The organism is Sphingomonas sp. DC5200-1, assembly GCF_049897245.1.
Taxonomy (GTDB): domain Bacteria; phylum Pseudomonadota; class Alphaproteobacteria; order Sphingomonadales; family Sphingomonadaceae; genus Sphingomonas; species Sphingomonas aquatilis.
The window spans coordinates 68,745-86,416 of record NZ_JAFCVW010000011.1; the positions used below are offsets into that span (position 1 = coordinate 68,745).

21 protein-coding genes are annotated in these 17,672 nt (G+C 61.9%); 17 read left to right on the top strand and 4 right to left on the bottom strand.

Annotated features, from left to right (window positions below):
* Positions 1-50: 50 nt before the first annotated feature.
* Positions 51-980, top strand: a complete 930-nt coding sequence (locus ACP7A3_RS18045; protein WP_426256742.1) for an NAD(P)/FAD-dependent oxidoreductase — start codon at positions 51-53, stop codon at positions 978-980.
* Positions 981-1,047: 67 nt separating this feature from the next.
* On the opposite strand, the gene ACP7A3_RS18050 is transcribed toward ACP7A3_RS18045, so the two are convergent.
* Entirely contained in the window at positions 1,048-1,803 is a 756-nt protein-coding gene (locus ACP7A3_RS18050; protein WP_426256741.1) for a Crp/Fnr family transcriptional regulator, read from the bottom strand.
* 172 nt (positions 1,804-1,975) lie between these two features.
* Between ACP7A3_RS18050 and ACP7A3_RS18055 the strand changes: the two genes are divergently transcribed.
* The 16 genes from ACP7A3_RS18055 to ACP7A3_RS18130 all read left to right on the top strand — a co-directional run bounded on the left by ACP7A3_RS18055 (position 1,976) and on the right by ACP7A3_RS18130 (position 15,944).
* Entirely contained in the window at positions 1,976-2,305 is a 330-nt protein-coding gene (locus ACP7A3_RS18055) for a hypothetical protein (RefSeq protein ID WP_426256740.1), read from the top strand.
* Position 2,306: 1 nt separating this feature from the next.
* Positions 2,307-3,683: a mechanosensitive ion channel gene (locus tag ACP7A3_RS18060; protein WP_426256739.1), complete on the top strand. Its 1,377-nt coding sequence runs from the start codon at positions 2,307-2,309 to the stop codon at positions 3,681-3,683.
* Positions 3,680-4,039: a hypothetical protein gene (locus tag ACP7A3_RS18065; protein ID WP_426256738.1), complete on the top strand. Its 360-nt coding sequence runs from the start codon at positions 3,680-3,682 to the stop codon at positions 4,037-4,039. Before ACP7A3_RS18060 ends, ACP7A3_RS18065 begins: the two co-directional genes overlap by 4 nt.
* A gap of 356 nt (positions 4,040-4,395) precedes the next feature.
* The gene (locus tag ACP7A3_RS18070) at positions 4,396-5,322 is read left to right on the top strand and encodes a DUF389 domain-containing protein (RefSeq protein ID WP_426256736.1); all 927 of its coding nucleotides are present in this window, start codon (positions 4,396-4,398) and stop codon (positions 5,320-5,322) included.
* A 53-nt stretch (positions 5,323-5,375) separates the two neighbouring features.
* Positions 5,376-6,344 carry an L-lactate dehydrogenase gene (locus ACP7A3_RS18075; RefSeq protein WP_426256735.1) on the top strand — a complete coding sequence of 323 codons (969 nt, stop codon included), beginning with the start codon at positions 5,376-5,378 and terminating at the stop codon, positions 6,342-6,344.
* A complete protein-coding gene (locus ACP7A3_RS18080; RefSeq protein ID WP_426256734.1) occupies positions 6,341-8,029 on the top strand; it encodes a YhjD/YihY/BrkB family envelope integrity protein in 1,689 nt (562 codons plus the stop codon). Before ACP7A3_RS18075 ends, ACP7A3_RS18080 begins: the two co-directional genes overlap by 4 nt.
* 292 nt (positions 8,030-8,321) lie before the next feature.
* Complete coding sequence (aqpZ, locus tag ACP7A3_RS18085) at positions 8,322-9,137, top strand: aquaporin Z (RefSeq protein ID WP_426257163.1); 816 nt, start codon at positions 8,322-8,324, stop codon at positions 9,135-9,137.
* Positions 9,138-9,155: 18 nt separating this feature from the next.
* Positions 9,156-9,371 carry a hypothetical protein gene (locus ACP7A3_RS18090; protein ID WP_426256733.1) on the top strand — a complete coding sequence of 72 codons (216 nt, stop codon included), beginning with the start codon at positions 9,156-9,158 and terminating at the stop codon, positions 9,369-9,371.
* 51 nt (positions 9,372-9,422) lie between these two features.
* Positions 9,423-9,803, top strand: coding sequence for a hypothetical protein (locus ACP7A3_RS18095; RefSeq protein WP_426256732.1), 381 nt, complete (start codon positions 9,423-9,425; stop codon positions 9,801-9,803).
* 63 nt (positions 9,804-9,866) lie between these two features.
* Positions 9,867-10,391: a Dps family protein gene (locus ACP7A3_RS18100; RefSeq protein WP_426256731.1), complete on the top strand. Its 525-nt coding sequence runs from the start codon at positions 9,867-9,869 to the stop codon at positions 10,389-10,391.
* 69 nt (positions 10,392-10,460) lie between these two features.
* A complete protein-coding gene (locus ACP7A3_RS18105; protein ID WP_426256730.1) occupies positions 10,461-12,230 on the top strand; it encodes a PAS domain-containing protein in 1,770 nt (589 codons plus the stop codon).
* Between the two features lie 37 nt (positions 12,231-12,267).
* On the top strand, positions 12,268-12,537 hold the full coding sequence (locus ACP7A3_RS18110; protein ID WP_116462955.1) for a hypothetical protein: 270 nt from the start codon (positions 12,268-12,270) through the stop codon (positions 12,535-12,537).
* Positions 12,538-12,734: 197 nt separating this feature from the next.
* A complete protein-coding gene (locus ACP7A3_RS18115) occupies positions 12,735-13,739 on the top strand; it encodes a glycosyltransferase (RefSeq protein ID WP_426262744.1) in 1,005 nt (334 codons plus the stop codon).
* The gene (locus ACP7A3_RS18120) at positions 13,736-14,722 is read left to right on the top strand and encodes an acyl-CoA dehydrogenase (protein ID WP_426256729.1); all 987 of its coding nucleotides are present in this window, start codon (positions 13,736-13,738) and stop codon (positions 14,720-14,722) included. Before ACP7A3_RS18115 ends, ACP7A3_RS18120 begins: the two co-directional genes overlap by 4 nt.
* A gap of 29 nt (positions 14,723-14,751) precedes the next feature.
* A complete protein-coding gene (locus ACP7A3_RS18125) occupies positions 14,752-15,372 on the top strand; it encodes a PIG-L deacetylase family protein (protein ID WP_426262743.1) in 621 nt (206 codons plus the stop codon).
* The gene (locus ACP7A3_RS18130) at positions 15,369-15,944 is read left to right on the top strand and encodes an SAM-dependent methyltransferase (protein WP_426262745.1); all 576 of its coding nucleotides are present in this window, start codon (positions 15,369-15,371) and stop codon (positions 15,942-15,944) included. Before ACP7A3_RS18125 ends, ACP7A3_RS18130 begins: the two co-directional genes overlap by 4 nt.
* A gap of 26 nt (positions 15,945-15,970) precedes the next feature.
* On the opposite strand, the gene ACP7A3_RS18135 is transcribed toward ACP7A3_RS18130, so the two are convergent.
* The 3 genes from ACP7A3_RS18135 to ACP7A3_RS18145 form a co-directional block, all read right to left on the bottom strand.
* Positions 15,971-16,306: a sensor histidine kinase gene (locus tag ACP7A3_RS18135; RefSeq protein ID WP_426256726.1), complete on the bottom strand. Its 336-nt coding sequence runs from the start codon at positions 16,304-16,306 to the stop codon at positions 15,971-15,973.
* An 84-nt stretch (positions 16,307-16,390) separates the two neighbouring features.
* Positions 16,391-16,915, bottom strand: a complete 525-nt coding sequence (locus ACP7A3_RS18140; RefSeq protein ID WP_011607966.1) for a GNAT family N-acetyltransferase — start codon at positions 16,913-16,915, stop codon at positions 16,391-16,393.
* Between the two features lie 2 nt (positions 16,916-16,917).
* Positions 16,918-17,538, bottom strand: coding sequence for a recombinase family protein (locus ACP7A3_RS18145; RefSeq protein WP_008832583.1), 621 nt, complete (start codon positions 17,536-17,538; stop codon positions 16,918-16,920).
* Positions 17,539-17,672: the final 134 nt, after the last annotated feature.

Genomic DNA, 17,672 nt, shown 5'->3' on the forward strand with positions numbered 1-17,672 from the left:
ATCGCTCCGTAAGAAGCCGAGGGAGCGGTTCGTATTGACAAGGACCAGCCATGCTTACGGATTGCGTGATTATCGGCGGCGGACCGGCAGGATTGACCGCTGCCATTTATCTTGCCCGTTTCCATCGTCAGGTAGTGGTCGTCGACGAGCGCAAAAGCCGGGCAAGTTGGATCCCCAGATCGCATAACCACCCGGGTTTCCCCGACGGCATCGGCGGCGACGAGTTGCTTGATCGCATGCGGGAACAGGCCGAACGCTATGGCGCGGCGATATGCTACGAACGAGCAACAGCCCTGCAGCGGGATGGCGACACGTTTCGTGTGTCGACGGCTGATCGCGTGTTGGAGGCGCGCACGGTGTTGCTCGCCACCGGCGTGGTCAATCGCAGCCCCGCGATCGACCCGGAAACGCACCGACAGGCTTTGGTAAGCGGGAAGTTGCGATACTGCCCCATCTGCGACGGGTTCGAGGCGACCGGATCACGTATCGCCGTCATCGGTGGCGACGAGCATGGAGTGGCCGAAGCACTGTTCCTTAGAACATATTCCGAGGACATCACGTTGGTGGCGAACGAGACCGCCGAACTTGACGACAACGATCGACGCGCGCTGGATAAGGCCGGGGTCACACTTGCTGCTGCCCCAGTCGCTTCGATCGATTTCGGCTCGGGCGATGAGGTTTCGATCACTCTCGAAAAAGGTGCCGGCACCATCGTAGTGGATACCGTCTATCCGGCGCTCGGTTCTGACATCAACACCGAACTGGCGGTCGCGGTCGGCGTTGCGTTAAGTGACTGTCGGTGCATCGCTGTAGACGACGATCAGCTGACCAACATCACCGGTTGTTACGCTGCCGGTGATGTCGTTGCCGGCCTCGACCAGATCAGCGTTGCAACCGGGCACGGTGCTAAGGCAGCAACCGCCATTCATAATGCTCTGCGGACGATCGACGGCGAGACGGCGAAGCAACTGTCAACGTGAAACGCGTTTTTAGAAAGACGTACCCCAAGCGCCTTCGTCCGCATATCGACGATCCGGCACCGGGACGTCAGTCCTCGCATTCACTACTCGGAGGCTGCGTGAACAGCTTCGATATTTCGCCCCGGATGAGCGTATAGCATTCGCAGGACTCTTCCCTGAGCAGTTCGGGATTGATGACCGAAATCTTTCCGCGCTTGTATTCTATCGCGCCGATCGCAAGAAACTCTCGAGCCACGATATTGACGGCGTTACGCTTCACCCCCAGCATTTCGGCCAAAAACTCCTGCTTTAGCGGCAGTCTGTCGGTTTCGGTCCGATCGTGAGTGGTCAGGATCCAACGCGCAAGCCGCTGCCGAACGGTATGGAGCGCGTTGCAGGCGACCGATTGTAACGACATCCGAATCATGACCTCGCGCCAGCGCGTGACCGCGGAACAGAATTCGACGCTTTCATCGACCAGGTCTTCGAAGTCCTCGGCTTTGACCCGGTAACCGCTGCCGGGCAGCTGCACCACGTAGCGATTGAAAGCATCGTCTACATAGCCGCTTGCACTGAGGGCAGCGGCGCCCTCGCGGCCGATCGTCATCCCTTCTGCGGTCCGACCATCGCTCATGACCGCGACCAGCGATATCATGCCGGTCAAAGGCAGAAAGACGTGGGTCAGCGGTTGGCCCGGCTCGTACAGCACTTGTCCTGCGACAAGAAGGACGGGTTCAAGGCGGCTGTCCATACGAGCGCGCTCGTCGGGCGGCACCCGATCAAGAAGGTGATTGCTGCTGGACTGAGCGGCGCCGTTCTCGCGATCTTCCCGGTCGTCAGGCAATGCAAAACTCCTTCATATGTCGAGGCTCAACGCTCGGCTCTACACCTCGATCAATCCCGGCAAAAGAAACGCAGCCGGTGGGAACACGGATGCTGAACAGCCGTTAAGACCGGTTGAATACATAGCAGGGTGTCGATGCATGATTGAGACGAGGCGAAGCAGGCTAGCCGGAATGGCGCTGCTCGTTGCCGCCTCGGCGTTGACCGCGTCGTGTGCCAGCCCGTCCGCGCGGATCGCCCAGGGACTGGGCCGCTACGGACTCAGCGAAGGGCCGGCGCGATGCATGGGTGATCGACTGCAGTCTAACCTGTCGATGGGCCAGCTCCAGCAGCTAGGCCGTGTCGCGCAGAGCGTGCAGCAGACGCGCGGTCATAGGCTGACGGCGAGCGATCTTATTCGGGCCGGCACCCGTATCGATGACGTGAAGATACCCTTGGCAGTGACGAAGGCGGCTGCGTCGTGCGGTGCGTTGAGCGAAGCGGTTGGGGTTCAGGGAGGTTGATATGAACGATGTCCAATATGCGGGAGGAACCGTCATTAACGGGACCCGCGATTTCACCAACCAGGCCTGGCTTTATGCGCAGGAGTGGGGCCCTCGCATCATCGGCGCCCTGGTTATCCTCCTGATCGGATGGCTGGTTGCTCGCGCGGTCAAGTGGGGAGTGGCAAACCTCATCAACAGGACACCGCTCGCCCGGCGGGCAAATCAGCCCAACCATCCACCGCGCGACAAGTCCACCATCGGCGCACAGGTCGGCGATGCGGCTTTCTGGGTCGTGCTCCTGGTCGCGTTCTTTCTTGCTGCACAACCGCTCGGCCTTGCCAGCGCGACAGGCCCTCTGGCCGACATGCTGAACGGCTTTGGCAATGCGGTCCCCCGGATTATCGGTGCCGGCCTGATCCTCTTCCTCGGTTACATTCTTGCCAGCGTGGCGAAGAAGGCGGTCGAGGCGGTAATCACTGCGAGCCATGTGGAGCGCTTATCGGCGCACGTGGGCAGCACGCCCCCGAACGACCCCAGCGCGCTGCCGCGGGCGGTCGGTAGCGTCGTCTTGGCTCTGATCATCATCCCCGTGGCGATCGCCGCCCTGGACACGCTCAACATCGCGGCAATTTCGCAGCCGGCGACTGCCATGCTACGGATCATCCTTGATGCGATCCCGCACGTGATCGCGGCAGGCATCATTATCACGCTTGCTTACTACATCGGCAAATTCGCCTCGCAGCTGATTACCTCGTTCCTGGGGTCGACCGGCGTCGACAAGGCAATTGAGTCCCTCGGCCTGTTCCCGCAGTCGGGAGCCGCTGATCCGCTTTCCGGGACCGATCGACCTTCGCCTGGGACGACGGCCGCGTCGCTGACACCGTCGAAGCTGATCGGGTCAGGTGTCTTCATCGCGATCGTCATTTTCGGTCTGATGGAGGCATTCCGCCAGCTTAACTTTGCCTATGGGTCGCGGATCATGGCCGAAGTGCTAACGCTCTTCGGCCAGGTGGTATTCGGCGCGATTATCATCGCCGCGGCCGTCGCGATCGCACGCCTGATCTCGACGACGATCAAGGCGACCGGGGGTGCCGGAGCAGAGTTCACCGCGTCGCTTACGAAGGTCGCCATCATTGTGCTGGGAACGGCGATCGGATTGCGGTTCATGGGTCTTGCCGATGACATCATCAACCTCGCTTTTGGTCTGATCCTCGGCGCTATCGCGGTGGCATTTGCCCTCGCGTTTGGCCTTGGCGGGCGTGAGCAGGCGGGCAAGGTCGTCCAGCGACTGCTGGGCAAGGCCGAAGAGGAAGCTAACAAACCGGTGTCGGCTGATCCCCCGAAGGTCACTCCGACACCTCCAGCGGTCGCTCGTGACATGGATACGCAGGCATGACGCGGCGGCTCGGTAGCCTGGTGTTGATTGCGGGCATGCTGCTCGCGGGTTGTGATGGGCCGCGGGAGAACGCCGGCGAACAGGCGGACGCCAACGCGGGCATCGTGTCGAGCGAGGACACGCTGGCGAGCGGTCCTGCCGAGACGGCCGGCGAGGCACAGGATCGTGCCGCCGAAAGCGCCAATGCGGCGATCGAAGCGCGTGCCGATGCTGCAGAGGACCGTGCGGACGCCTTGCGCAGCACGGCCGACGAGAAGGCCGACGCTCTTGAAGAGCAGGGCAGGCAGGTTCGACGCAATGCCGAGCAAAAGGCCGATGCAGCCGAAGACAGGGCCGACGCCATTCGCGGCAAATAGGGTTCGCGGGCTGACAGGCCCGCGGCTGTACCCAAAGGCCCGCAGAGGTCGCGCGTAGCAACTTTGGGCGGGGCCTTGGCGCGGTTGCGTGCCCGGGCCCCTTCTTTTCGCACCACTTACCTACGGATCGATGGCTGCACGATTATGGAAAACCCGGAGGGTCTTGAACCTGCAACTGTCAAGCAAGAGCTGGGCTATTACGTCGAGCGTGCACAGGCCGAGAGGCAGGCCGCTGAGGTGAGCGACAGCGTCGAAGCGGCGATTGCCCACCGACGACTTGCCGCAGCCTACGAAACGAAAGCGTGCGCTCTGCGATCACAAGCTGCGCAGACCTCTGATCCGCACAAGGAATAATCGTGCATCGTGTAATCGACATTACCGTTCCCTCGGACCGTTCCGACCAATTGGTAGCCGCGCTCGACACGATCGAGGACGTAGTCGGCCTGACATTGCACCGCAGCGCATCCGTCAAGCCCAAGGGAGACGTCGTCACCGTCCATGCTCTCAATCGTGCAACCGATGCGGTCATGTCCGCGGCGGCGAGCGTCTTGAGTGATGCACCATACACCATCGTGACCGCGGAAGTGGCCAGCATCAGCGATCCCGAACATCAGAAGCGGATCGACGCCGACGTCGATGAGGCGGTGTGGGAGGAACTCGAAACCGGGCTGCGGCACCAAGGCCGCCTTACCGCCAATTTCCTGCTGCTGATGGCGCTGGGCGGCATTATCGGCGCGGCTGGAGCGTTTACCGAACCCGCGATCGCGGCGGTAGCGTATGTCGCGTCTGCGATCATTGCCCCTGGATTCGAGCCGCTGGCGAAGTTGCCGCTGGGCGTCGTCCTGAAGAGGGGCGAGGTGATCCGCGCCGGTGCGCTGGCGACGATCGTCGGCTATGCCGTTCTGGCGGCTGCCGCCGGAGCGACCTGGCTGGTCCTGTCCAAAGTAGCCGGTGTCGAGGCTTCGGCGTTTCTCGACGGCGACGTCCTCAAACACACGATCCATCCCTCGCCCGAGCTTTTGACGATCGCATTGGCCGGCGCTTTCGCCGGAGTGCTCATCCAGGCCTCCTACCGACGGAGCGTTATCGCCGGTGCACTGGTTGCCATGCGACTGATTGAGGCGGCATCCGTAGCAGGTATATCACTTGCGATGGGACGTCTTGATCTGGCGGCGGCCAGCGGGGCCCGGTTGGCCATCGATGCAGGCTTCGTCCTCGTCGCAGGTGTGCTCGTCTTTGGCCTGAAGCAGCTCATCGTCCACCGCCGCGCGCCGCTGCATTGACACTCTCACCTGTTACGTCCGCGATTGTTCCGGTCGACCGAAAGAAGATATGCATGAAAGATCATTCCGCCTCCGCAACGCACGAAAACCGGGTCTGCATCGTCGGCTGCGGACGCGTCGGCATGGCCAGCGCCTACGCCTTGATCCAGAGCAGCTTCATCCGTGAAATCGTGCTGGTTGGCCGCGACCGCGAGAAAACGGAGGGCGAAGTGATGGATCTCGAGCACGCCGTCGCAGTCCCGATGAAATCCCCGATCAACGTGATCAACGGCAGCTATGCGGACGCCGCTGCGAGCTCGATCGTCGTCATCGCGGCCGGGCAGGCGACAGGGGGCAGCGACACATCGCGGCTCGACCTTCTCGATGCCAACGCCCCGGTAATCCGCGAGATCGTTGGCAAGCTGAGGAATGAAGGGTTCGAAGGGGTGCTTGTGATGGCATCGAACCCCGTGGACCTTCTGGTCCAGGTCGCTCTCGAGGAATCCGGGCTTCCGGCCGGGCGTGTCATCGGAACGGGAACGCTGGTCGATACCGCCCGCCTGCGCGGGATGCTCGCCGAGGCCTTCGATATCGAACCGCGCGGGGTCGATGCCTACATCATCGGCGAGCATGGCGACTCTGAAGTCGCCGTCTGGAGCGGCGCCCACATCGCCGGCGTGCCGCTAAACCGATGCGCTCCCCAAGAACCGCAGGATTATGCGCGGATGCTCGAGCGTGTTCGTCGCGCCGCACCCGAGGTGGTCCGGCGCAAAGGCCACACCGAATATGCGATCGGCCTGTGCGTCCAGCGGATCTGCGAAGCCGTGTTGCGCAACGAGCATGCGGTTCTCGCGGTCTCTACCGTTCTCGGCGGGGAATACGGGTTGACCGGGGTGTGCCTCGGCACGCCATGTATTGTGGGAAAGAATGGGATCGAGCGGATCATCCAGCTTGACCTCGATGATGGAGAGCTTGCCGCACTCCATCGCTCGGCCGAGACGCTGCAGCGCCTGCATCCCCGCATGTCGGCAGGTGCGGCATGACGATCGGCAACGATCGGGCGGGCGCAGGAGCGCGGTCGCCGTTCGCGATTCCCAAAGAAGGGTGGCTGGCCGTGCTGCGGCGAACCTGGGAGGAGACGGGCAAAGACAATATCGGGCTGATCGCCGCAGGGATCGCTTTCTACGCGTTCGCGGCGATCGTCCCGTTGCTCGGGGCGGTTGTCCTCAGCTACGGCCTCTTTGCCGAACCGGAAACGGTCCGCAGCAACGTCGAGCATGTGTTCGCCGCCGTTCCGCGCGAGGCAGCGACCATCATCACCGAGCAACTGGTCACGGTGGTCGAAACCTCGAAGGGCAAGCAGGGCCTGGGCCTCATTATCGCGATCGCACTTGCCTTTTATGGTGCGACCAAGGGTGCGTCAGCGATCGTGACAGCACTGAATGTCGCCTATGGCGAGACCGAGCGCCGCGGCTTCGTTCGCGTCAACCTTTTGTATTTTACGCTCGTCGCCGGTTGCGTCTTCCTGATCTTCCTCGCGATCGCATCCACGACCCTGCTGGGCTTTCTCGAAAGCCTCGTACCACAAGCGTCGGACTTCTTGCTGACGCTGATCCGGGTCGCAGGCTACGCGCTGTTGGGCGCGCTCGTCGTGACGGCAGCAGCGATCCTCTACCGGTTCGGACCGGACCGACGCCGACCTTCCTGGGTCTGGTTGTCGCCAGGCTCGGTTGCCGCCACGGCGTTGTGGCTGGGGGGAACCGCCGGGTTCGGCCTCTATGTTTCGAACTTCGGCAATTACGGCGCGACTTACGGCTCTTTGAGCGCCGTGATCGTGATGCTCACATGGCTGTGGCTCTCCGCATTTGTCTTCCTGCTCGGCGCCGAGATGAACGCCGAACTCGAACGGCAAGTGGAAGGCGAGGGAGCCTTGCCGCAAAAAGCGACGTCGCCTGTTTCCGATACCCCTGACAATCACGGGGATGGTCAGATCGCCGATACACTTCAGGTATCCAAGCTTGATAGACCGGATGCAACGGCGGGCTCGTCCCTGGGTCTTGCATGGACTGAAGGGGCATTCTGCGCCGCCGGGCTTCTCTTGCTGGGAAGGGGTAGGCCGGCTCGGGCGTCGATAGCGTTCATAGGAGCAGGCGTCGCCTACAAGATCGGCCGCGGAGCCGCCGCTAATCGGCGTCATCCCGGCGCAAAAGTCTCGGCACATGTATCGTCGAACGATTCCGAGCGTTCGCAGAGTTCACCAAAGAAGGAGATCCCAATGGCAGACCGTGACAACGACATCAGCGTGCTGAACAGCCTCATCGCCACCACGCTCGATAGCGTCGATGGCTACACCGAAGCCGCCGGTGACATCGAAAATCCTCGTTATGGCAGTGTTTTCTCGGATCGCGCGCGGGAGCGTCGTGAGGTCGTAAGTGATTTGCAGGCAGAGGTCCGGCGCCTCGGCGGCGACCCTGAGGACGACGGGACCGTGCTTGCCGGTGCTCACCGCATGTTCCTCGACCTGAAGGCGAAGGTGACGGGTCAGGACGACAAGGCGATCATCGACGAGGTCGAGCGCGGCGAAGATCACATCAAGGCGAAGTTCGATGATGCTCTGTCGGATGAGGATCTTTCGCCGGAGGTCCGGGCGGCGGTTCTGAAGGCCAACCAGTCTGTCCAGGCGGGCCATGAACAGATGCGTGATTTGAAGCACAGCCTGGAACGCTAAAATCCTTGCCCGAGCATCAGCGTCGATCGCTGATCGCTTCCCTGTCAGCCCGGTCCGCTCATGCGCGACCGGGCTTTTTTTGTGTCTGCCGCCGTGTTGCTCGAGAACGCATTTGTCCCTCCGCGTCGAGCCACGTCAGGTTCTTTTCCAGCGATCCGGAACTCCCTGAAACCCTCCTTGTTATGCATTCTGCCGTGCATAGGCATCTGGGCTGCGAACAGGGATCGCCAGGAATGAATATAGGGATAGCAGGGCCGCGGGCGCTGATAGCGCGTCTCGGGGAGGGGAGAGCATGACGGAGGTTGTTGCTCAGCCTCCGCGGTCACGGATGTCGAAGCGCATGACGGCCGAAGCGTTCGGCACGTTCTGGCTTGTCCTTGGTGGCTGCGGTACCGCGGTCCTCGCGACGGGGGAGGGCGGCGTCGGCGTGTTGGGGGTCTCGTTGGCCTTCGGCTTGACGGTGTTCACGATGGCTTTCGCGGTCGGCGCGATCTCGGGTGGCCATTTCAATCCTGCAGTGACCGTTGGCCTGACCGCGGCAGGACGCTTTCCGGCGCGGGAAATCCCTGCCTATGTTGCGTCCCAACTCGCGGGCGCAATCCTCGCGTCCGTTCTTCTACTGGTCATTGCTAGGAGCATGCCAGGCTTCGAACCTGGCGGCTTTGCGACGAACGGCTTTGGGGCAGCATCCCCCAAAGGCTATCCGCTTATGACCGCACTGCTGGTCGAGACTGTGCTGACCGCAGCATTTCTGATGGTCATTCTCGGAGCGACGGACGAGCGCTCGCCCGCCGCGTTCGCGCCCTTGACGATCGGCCTGGCGCTGACACTGATCCACCTTCTCTCGATTCCGGTCACCAACACCTCAGTGAATCCGGCACGCAGCACCGGACCCGCTTTGATGGTGGGAGGGACCGCACTTGCCCAACTTTGGGCGTTCTGGGTCGCACCGCTCTTCGGCGCAGTGCTTGCGGGCCTGGTTGGCCGCTGGTTGTTCTCGCACGCGGATGACGTGCGGTCGCCGGGCCCGATCTCGGTTTCGAAGCTCGATCGACTTGTCGACCCTGTAACCACTCCGACCGCCAGCAACGACGGCACCAAAATCTAACCTCGAAAGGACACTGCCATGGCCACTCTTCCACCCGATCCTTACGCTCCCGATCCGATCCACAACCCCGATGGATCGCCTCAGCCCGATAATCGGCCGGATGCTCTGCCGGGACCGGAAAATCCCGATGCGCCGTCGATCGATGATCCGGAGGTTCCGGGCGTGCCGCCGGTAGAGGAGCCCGGTGCTCCCGGCGACGCGCCGAGCGATAGCCCGACCCAGACTCAGGCCTGAACCTGTTCGCATCGGCAAAAGCTGGATAGAACTACGAAAAGGAACGATCGAATGGCCGTTAAATTCGCTGGAACCATGAACGCGATCAATCGCGGTCTCGAAGACACGAAGCCCACGAAGGGCGTGGATATGATCGAAGACTGGGAAGCGGCATTGGCGGATGTCGACGTGCCGGGTGCGAAGGGCATCCTGCGCGATCTTGCATCGCTTCGAAAGCAGCTCGAAAAGCCCGAACCGGACGCCGAGCGAGTCCATTCGCTTCTCCACCGGTTGGGCACCGCAACGACCAAGATCGCCGACAAGGCCGATAAATCCCAGGACAAGTTGAAGGCGCTTGGTGAGGCGCTGACGGAGGCAGGGGTGGACAGCCCTGATGAAGACGAGGACGCCGAAGCCGCCGCTGCGCCCAAGCGTGCGCCCAAGAAGAAGTAATTCAGGCGGCGGGACGATCGTCCCGCCGCTTTTCTGATCCACTGCAGGTTGAGGAATGGCGAGATGGCGAAGGCGGGTAAGGGCGTGAAGCGTATGGAACGGGTCGAAGGTGACGGTACGTCACTGAACACGAGCGTCGAAAGCGATGCTCGCGATCAGGTCGCTGAAGCACTGACGAAGGCGACTGCGGATAGTTACACGCTGTACGCCAAAACGCTCGGCGTCCATTGGAATGTCCAGGGCCCGAGCTTCTACGGGCTGCATAACATGACCGAGGCGCAGTATCAGGAGCTGCACGAGGCCGCCGACGCGATCGCCGAGCGTATCAGGGCCCTGGGCAAGCTTGCTCCAACTGGCAACGCCGCGTTTCGCGAACTGACAGTGATCGATAATGATGCACCGCACAAGCCGACCCGCGAAATGATCGCGGAGCTCGTCGACGATAACGAGAAGGTCGCGCGGCGGATGAGTGAATTCGCTGAGCTGGCGGATGAAGCCGGGGACCTGTTCAGTCATGACATGCTGGTGGCGCGGATCGGCGTCCACGAGCAGAATGCGTGGATGCTACGCGCCAGCCTTTCCGAATAACATAGCGCTCGGCGTGGCGGGAGGTCCGCGACGACTTCCCGCTACCAGCTCAGGTTTACCGCGCAAGCTATGTCACACGATCCCAGTTCCGATCCAGCTGGCGCCACTGATTTAGGCGCTACCGATAGCCCATCCGCAACCGGGATCCCGGCAGGTGATGCCTTACCAGACGGATCGTTCACGCTCACCGGCCATCATCAACGACGCCATTGGCGGGAGAGCACGATCATCGATGATGATCTGTCCGATCGAGGCGGCGTGTTCTTCGCGGCGGTCGAGATGACGCGCATGCCGATGATCCTCACAAATCCTCGTCTGACCGATAATCCGATCGTGTTCGCGAACAAGGCTTTTCTGGACCTTACCGGTTACGAGGAAGCGGAAGTTCTGGGTCGCAACTGCCGCTTCCTGCAAGGGCCGCATACCGATCGTGAGCACGTCGACCAATTGCGCGACGCCGTGTCAGCCGGTCAACCGGTCAGCCTGGAGATACTCAACTACAGGCGCGATGGAACCTCTTTCTGGAACGCCGTGTTCGTGGGGCCGGTGACCAGCACCAGCGGCGAGCTTCTGTATTTCTTCGCCAGCCAACTCGACGTTTCGCGGCGCCGCGAGGCGCAAGAAGGTCATCGCCAGGCGCAAAAAATGGAAGCTGTGGGCCAGCTTACTGCAGGCCTCGCGCATGATTTCAACAACCTTCTTCAGGTGGTGGCCGGCAACCAGGAAATGGCGTTGCGGGAGCTTGAGGAACCCAAGCTCCGGCGACGACTGGAAAACGCTCAGGTTGCCACAGACAAGGCGAGCCGTCTCACGCGTCAGCTGCTCGCCTTTGCGCGGAAGACCCGCCTCGATCCGAAACCCGTCGACCTTAGTCAGGTGGTAATGGGCTTTTCGGATCTGCTCCATGCCAGTGCCGGGGCGACCGTCGACATCCAGTTGAACCTCAGGAGCCGCTTGCCCGCCTGTCTAATCGATGTTGCTCACCTCGAAACGGCGCTTCTCAACATCGTCGTCAACGCGCGTGACGCTATGCCCCGTGGTGGCACGATCACCATCGCCACGGGCAAGTTGCACCTCAACGGCGATGCTGCTGCGCGTGAACTCCCCTCCGGCGATTATGTCACGCTGTCCGTATCGGATGAGGGGGAAGGCATGAGTCCTGCACTTGCCGCGCGTGCGATTGAACCGTTCTTTACCACCAAGGAAGTCGGACGCGGAACTGGATTGGGATTGCCGCAGGTTCATGGTTTTCTTCAGCAATCGCGCGGCCGACTCGAGATCGAAAGCACGGTAGGCCGGGGGACCATTGTCCGGATGATCCTTCCGATCGATCGCGAGGCGGCAGGAGCCGATGGGCGAACGCCCGCTACGCCGGTAGTCGCAGCGGTCGGGGTTTCGCCAGAAGCCCGAGGGCAAGGAGAGATAATCCTCGTCGTAGAGGACTCGGAGGATGTCCGAACGCTCGCGCGCGATCACCTTATTGAATTAGGATATCAGATTGTTACGGCGGTGGACGGCGATGATGCGCTGAACACGCTGGAGCGGATGAGCTTCAAGATCGATCTGCTTTTTACCGACCTTATCATGCCGGGTTCGATCAACGGTCTGGCGCTGGCCGACGAGGTACGGCGTCGCGCTCCCGCTGTCCCGGTGCTCCTCACAACAGGATATAACGAAGAACTCGCCCGCGAGGGGGGCCCCGGCGCGTCCGGTGCCGACGTCCTCGGCAAACCATATCGGCGTGCCGAGCTGGCGGACAGGATACGCGCAGCTATCGATGCTCTGGCAACCGGCGGTCCACGGCGTAGGCCGTCCGATTTCGGGGCTGCAGAGGCTTGAACATCTACAATTCCAGTTCAATCACGGGAGACGATCAATGAAGAAGATTTTAGCAACGACCGCCTCGGTAGCGCTGATGTCGCTAGCCGCCTGCAACAGCAGCCCACGGGAGCAAGCCGCCGACAATATCGAGGCGAACGCGGAACGCGTTGCCGACAACCTCGAAGACGCTGCCGATAATGCACCCACCGAAGCCGGAGAGGATCGTTTGGAGAATCGTGCCGATGCGGCTCGCGAATTGGGCGATAAAAAGGCCGAGGATATGCGGACCAACGATCCGGACACCAATCTTTCGAACGGCATGTAGTTATCGGCGAAGAGAGCTTGGAGTTGTTCCCACGTAGATAACCTGAGCCTTGGGTGCCCGGCGTCGCGCCGGGCGCCTCGTTTTTTGCATTACGAATGGTGATCCCACCGGCGCTCATCGTGGCGCGCGGTGACGACAGTTTTATGTGAAAATGCAACCCTGCGGAGTTACCTCAACTGAGCGACCTTCCTGCCTTCATCTGTGTCCCGGCACGAAACGAAGCGCTGTCGTTGCCGACGCTCATGAATGCGCTGTCTGCGCTTGTGCACGACGGAAGTCCGCCCGCCGTCTGCATCTATCTCGACAGCTGTGACGACGGCAGCAGGGCAACACTGCGCGGCATAGAGCGCAACTATCCGCTCTCGTTGTTCGTCCGCGAGAGTCGCTCGGCGAACAAGCCCAATGCCGGAAGTGCGCGCAGGGCAGCCTTGACGATGGCAATCGATTTGCTGGCGGGGCGTGACGGCTTGTTGTTCACAACCGACGCAGACAGCGTTCCTCGGTGGAATTGGCTCCAGGCCGGCAGGGAGGCCCTTTCGCAAGCCGACATTGTCGCCGGCCGTATCATACGCGCCGAAGGCGGGCATGACGCGATGCAATCACGCGTCGAACGCTATTATGACGGGCTCTATCGGTATCGAAGGTTTCTCGATCCGGTACCATGGGAGAGCGACGATTGCCACCACTTCGGAGGCGGCGCGAACCTCGCTGTACGAGCCTCTACTTACCGGGCAATCGGCGGCTTCAAGGTGCTACCGGTGGGAGAGGATGCAACCCTCCTTGACGACGCGGCCCGGGCGGGTTTCCGCGTCCGTCGAGATCCGGCCATGTCAGTCGTGACTTCCTCGCGACGCGATGGCCGCACAGAAGGGGGGCTGGCAGGCTGTCTTCGTCGCTTTGATGCCGGATCTCAGCCGTTCGTTGGAGATCCACGCGCCAGCGCCTGGCAATGGCGCAATCAGGCACTAGCGCGCCTTGCATTCAGCGCGATCGACGATGAAACTGTCCGTTCATCCCTCGCCGAGCGGATCGGCCTGACCGCGGATCATGTGCTTGGCGTAGCTCGTGATTGCCCCAACGCAGAGGCGTTCGCGATGTGCGTCGTTCCTAAGTCGCCTGTTTTTGCCGATGACCTTTCGCTGACGGATGCCGAGCGGATCCTCGGTGTGCTCATTGCGGGAGAGCGGGGGGTTGCAGCATGACGGTGATCAAGGCGGAACTGGGGAACGCGATCGAAATGGCAGGGTGGTCTGGACTGTCGCCAGCAGACCCTGAAACCGCCGATGATTATATGACGCTGCTTCGACAGCTCTACCGGATTGGTCGCACCGATCTTCCCCTCGGCAGGCTGGTCGAAGGCCATGTCGACGCATGTCAAATCCTACGCCGTTACGGCACAAATGATCAACTGGAAGGCATGCGTGCAGCCGACCGTAGTGCGATGGTCGGGGTCTGGAACGCGGCACTTGAAGGCGAGCCGCTTCGGGTGATCGATGGCCTCCTTAAAGGAGGCAAGAGCTTCGCTTCGGGCGCTGGGGTGCTGACGCACGCTCTCGTGACCGCCGACACCTCCGCCGGCACTCAGTTATTACTCGTCGATCTTGCACGAACGTCGCCTGAGATCGATCGGTCTTGGTGGCATGTGACCGGCATGCAGCGGTCCGAAACCCACATCGTCCGCTGGGATAACGCATCGGTTTATGACCACAACTTCATCGGCAATCCCGGTGATTATGCACGTGAACCTCATTTCAGCGGCGGGGCGTTACGGTTCACCGCCGTACATGCGGGCGGGATAGCCGGGCTCTTCGACCGGACACGCGACCATCTGATCTCGACCAACCGAGCGCAGGACCCTTTTCAGGCGGCACGCCTGGCGGCTCTATTTCAATTGGCCGAAGCGGCAGCTGCAACTATCCAGCGCACGGCAACCGCATGGTTCGACGGGCCTGAGGACGCAAGGCTTGCCCGTGTTGCCGCCGCTCGGCTCAGCGTGGCTGATGCAGCTACGCGGTCGATCGCCATAGCTCAGGAGGCGGTTGGCTTGTCCGGTCATTTCCGATCGCATCCGCTTTCGACATTGCTGACCGATCTCGCCGTCTACCTCCGCCAGCCAGCACCCGATGCACAGGTGGTTAAAGTTGGGGAGGCAGCGCGCCAAGGGTTACTGGTGCCGTCGTTGTGAAAGTGACTGCTAGCCGGTTCCGCCATGCCGTGGTTGTCGCCCCGCATCCCGACGACGAGATCATCGGCGCAGCAGCGCTTATCCATGAGCTTCGCCTGCATCGCTGCAAGGTCTCAGTGATCGTGGTATCGGACGGCGCGGGGTCACACCGCTCGAGCGTACGCTGGCCACCGAAGAAGTTGGTTGCGGAACGTCGCCGCGAGAGCCTGCGTGCATTGCGGCGGCTTTCGGTCTTGCCCCGTCACGTGCGGTTCCTGGGTCTACCGGACAGCCGACTGGCCTCACAGATCGACGAGTGCAAGCGGCAACTGGCTCGTGCAATTCGCACGACAGCATCGCCTGACCTGATCGTAGGCCCTGTCTTTTTCGATGATCATCCCGATCATCGTGCCGTGGCACTCGCCCTGCGCCCAGCGGGACGCGGGAAGGTGTCATATGGCTACGGCGTCTGGCCTCCTCGCGTCGGGTCCCGGGGCATCCGCCGAACGGCCGTCATGCGAGGCGGTTCGGTCGTCAAACGGTCGGTCATCCGTGTCCATCGGTCACAGCTTGGCGCGATAAAGGACGATCCCTCCGGCTTCGCGATAGCGCGACACGAGCTCGAGGCCTTCTCTCATCCTATCGAACGTTTCATGGTTCGATGCCGATGAACGCAATCAAACTAGCGGGGTTCGCGCGAAAATTTGCCTCGGATCCCGACCCCTGGAACACGTTCACCAGCCGGGACGAAGAGGTAAAGCGGGAAGCGATCCTGCATGGGCTGGGTGTAGGGCCAGTCGGCCGAGTTCTGGAACTGGCGAGTGGCAATGGTTCAAATAGTCGCGCCCTGGCGCAGCGATCGCTGAGACTGGACGCCACGGAAGGCACCGCGGAAGGCACAAGGCTCACCGCTGCGGCTATACAGGCATGGCCCCGTGCCAGAGCCCTCCGCGTGGCGCTTCCAGCCCGTCTTCCTCGGACCAGATACGACGCCGTGATCGTGGCTGAACTCCTTTATTATCTGTCGCAGCGCGATATGGCAGCGGTGGCGGGTGCATTAGGACGCGCCTTGCGGACTGGCGGGACGCTCGTACTCGCCCATCATCGCATCGACTTCTACGACTTCGAGCAGCACGCCGGCGACATCCAGCAGCGCTTCCTCGATGCTACTGGTTTCCGCTGGCGTGCGAGAACGGTGCGGCTCTGTCGCCGGTGGAGCGTGGTAGCTGCAACGAAACGCTAGATCGGGTGGGTATCCGTTGCGGCTGACTACTGCGGCGCGGTGATGGTGAACTTTGTCCCCCCGGATGAGCTTATATCAATTCGTCCCTGCAACTGCCGCGTAAGGCTATCGATCATCCGCATTCCAAGATTGTGACGGCCGCTATTTTTGAGATCAAACGGCTGCGGCAAGCCTTTGCCCTGATCGCTTACGCTCAGCCTGAATTCCTCGCGATCGTTCCGCAGTTCGATCATGACGATACCGTCACGACCGGGATAGGCATATTTAATGGCATTGGTCGCCAACTCGGTGACGAGGAGCCCGACCGCGATCGCGCGTTCGGCATCGAGCGCGAGGGAGTCGATGTCGGCCTCGATCGTCACCGTTGCCGATTGACGTTGCAGGGGGCGTTTGCGGGAGGGGGCGGAATCCTACGCCAAGCTCGCCCAGATAGCCGGCGCGAGATCTTACTTGTTGCTGCCTTCTACGGTCGCGCCAGAAAGGCGACGGCTCAGTTCTATCCGGCGATGGCTACGCATTTTGAAGGTGTCTGGCCCAACGCGCCGATACTCAATGAAGCCGAGAGAACGCCAAAATCGCTCTGCCGCTTCATTCGCTTCCAGCACGGCCAACCGAATCTCTGTGGCACCTCTCGCAGCGGCCCAGCTTTCGACCGTCGAGTAAATTGAGCGTCCGACGCCACGACCACGCTGTGCGGCATCTACGATCATGAAGCCGAGATACCATGTGCCATCACGCGGATAATCGCGGAGGATGGCCGCGATTGCATATAGGCCGCCAGGCCCCTTCCATCCCAGGACAGCTTGATTGTGGGCGCTCTTTTCGGGCGGCACATCGGAGAAAAGCTCGCGAGCATCGTCCAGCGTGGGCGCGGCCCCGTCCTGCAACAGGAAATAGTCGCTGCAACGGTTGTACAGGTCTGCAACGTCTGCGGCGTCCGCTTGGGTAAGTTTGATCGGGGCTCCCGTCATCATCATCGCGTTTTGGCAGCAAGCACGCGCTGACCGTAATCCCGGAGTTCCCCGTTGGGACCGACATAGCGGTAGAGAGTGACGCGCTCGATCCCGAGTTCCTTGCAGAGGTCGGAAACGGACGTGTCGCGTTGGGCCATAGCAGCCTGAGCGAGCCGCACCTGGGCCTTGGAGAGGGCGAACTTGCGGCCACCCTTGCGTCCCCGCGCGCGGGCAGCGGCCAGGCCAGCCATGGTGCGCTCGCGGATCATATCCCGCTCAAACTCCGCCAGTGTGGCAAAAATGCCGAACACCATCCGGCCCGATGGCGTCGTGGTGTCGATCTGCGCGCCCTTGCCGGTGAGCACCCGCAGACCGATACCGCGATCCGACAGATTCTGCACCGTGCTGACCAGGTGGGTGAGCGTTCGGCCGAGCCGGTCGAGCTTCCAAACGATGAGGACATCGCCGTCGCGCAACGATTTCAGGCAGGCGGCAAGACCGGGGCGATCATCACGGCTACCGGATGCACGATCATCATAGATATTGCCTGGCTCGACACCGGCAGCGCGAAGGGCATCGTGCTGCAGGTCGAGCGACTGCGAGCCGTCGGCTTTGGACACGCGGGCGTAGCCGATCAGCATGGATCACAAACGAAGGAGACTGTTGAAAAAGGATCGCGTGGGATCAGCGTGGTGGATGACAGGTGACGCCGGGCACCGGAGGATGCGCCGCGTATCAGGCCGGCGCGGCCTGCCGGGCCAGCAGCTGGAGGTTG

What these genes read in the sequence shown, in the direction of transcription:
- ACP7A3_RS18145 (WP_008832583.1), bottom strand. Translation starts at nt 17,538, where the DNA reads ATGCTGATCGGCTACGCCCGCGTGTCCAAAGCCGACGGCTCGCAGTCG.
- ACP7A3_RS18130 (WP_426262745.1), top strand. Translation starts at nt 15,369, where the DNA reads ATGAACGCAATCAAACTAGCGGGGTTCGCGCGAAAATTTGCCTCGGAT.
- ACP7A3_RS18045 (WP_426256742.1), top strand. Translation starts at nt 51, where the DNA reads ATGCTTACGGATTGCGTGATTATCGGCGGCGGACCGGCAGGATTGACC.
- ACP7A3_RS18105 (WP_426256730.1), top strand. Translation starts at nt 10,461, where the DNA reads ATGTCACACGATCCCAGTTCCGATCCAGCTGGCGCCACTGATTTAGGC.
- ACP7A3_RS18095 (WP_426256732.1), top strand. Translation starts at nt 9,423, where the DNA reads ATGGCCGTTAAATTCGCTGGAACCATGAACGCGATCAATCGCGGTCTC.
- aqpZ (WP_426257163.1), top strand. Translation starts at nt 8,322, where the DNA reads ATGACGGAGGTTGTTGCTCAGCCTCCGCGGTCACGGATGTCGAAGCGC.
- ACP7A3_RS18080 (WP_426256734.1), top strand. Translation starts at nt 6,341, where the DNA reads ATGACGATCGGCAACGATCGGGCGGGCGCAGGAGCGCGGTCGCCGTTC.
- ACP7A3_RS18120 (WP_426256729.1), top strand. Translation starts at nt 13,736, where the DNA reads ATGACGGTGATCAAGGCGGAACTGGGGAACGCGATCGAAATGGCAGGG.
- ACP7A3_RS18090 (WP_426256733.1), top strand. Translation starts at nt 9,156, where the DNA reads ATGGCCACTCTTCCACCCGATCCTTACGCTCCCGATCCGATCCACAAC.
- ACP7A3_RS18065 (WP_426256738.1), top strand. Translation starts at nt 3,680, where the DNA reads ATGACGCGGCGGCTCGGTAGCCTGGTGTTGATTGCGGGCATGCTGCTC.
- ACP7A3_RS18060 (WP_426256739.1), top strand. Translation starts at nt 2,307, where the DNA reads ATGAACGATGTCCAATATGCGGGAGGAACCGTCATTAACGGGACCCGC.
- ACP7A3_RS18110 (WP_116462955.1), top strand. Translation starts at nt 12,268, where the DNA reads ATGAAGAAGATTTTAGCAACGACCGCCTCGGTAGCGCTGATGTCGCTA.
- ACP7A3_RS18140 (WP_011607966.1), bottom strand. Translation starts at nt 16,915, where the DNA reads ATGACGGGAGCCCCGATCAAACTTACCCAAGCGGACGCCGCAGACGTT.
- ACP7A3_RS18100 (WP_426256731.1), top strand. Translation starts at nt 9,867, where the DNA reads ATGGCGAAGGCGGGTAAGGGCGTGAAGCGTATGGAACGGGTCGAAGGT.
- ACP7A3_RS18055 (WP_426256740.1), top strand. Translation starts at nt 1,976, where the DNA reads ATGGCGCTGCTCGTTGCCGCCTCGGCGTTGACCGCGTCGTGTGCCAGC.
- ACP7A3_RS18075 (WP_426256735.1), top strand. Translation starts at nt 5,376, where the DNA reads ATGAAAGATCATTCCGCCTCCGCAACGCACGAAAACCGGGTCTGCATC.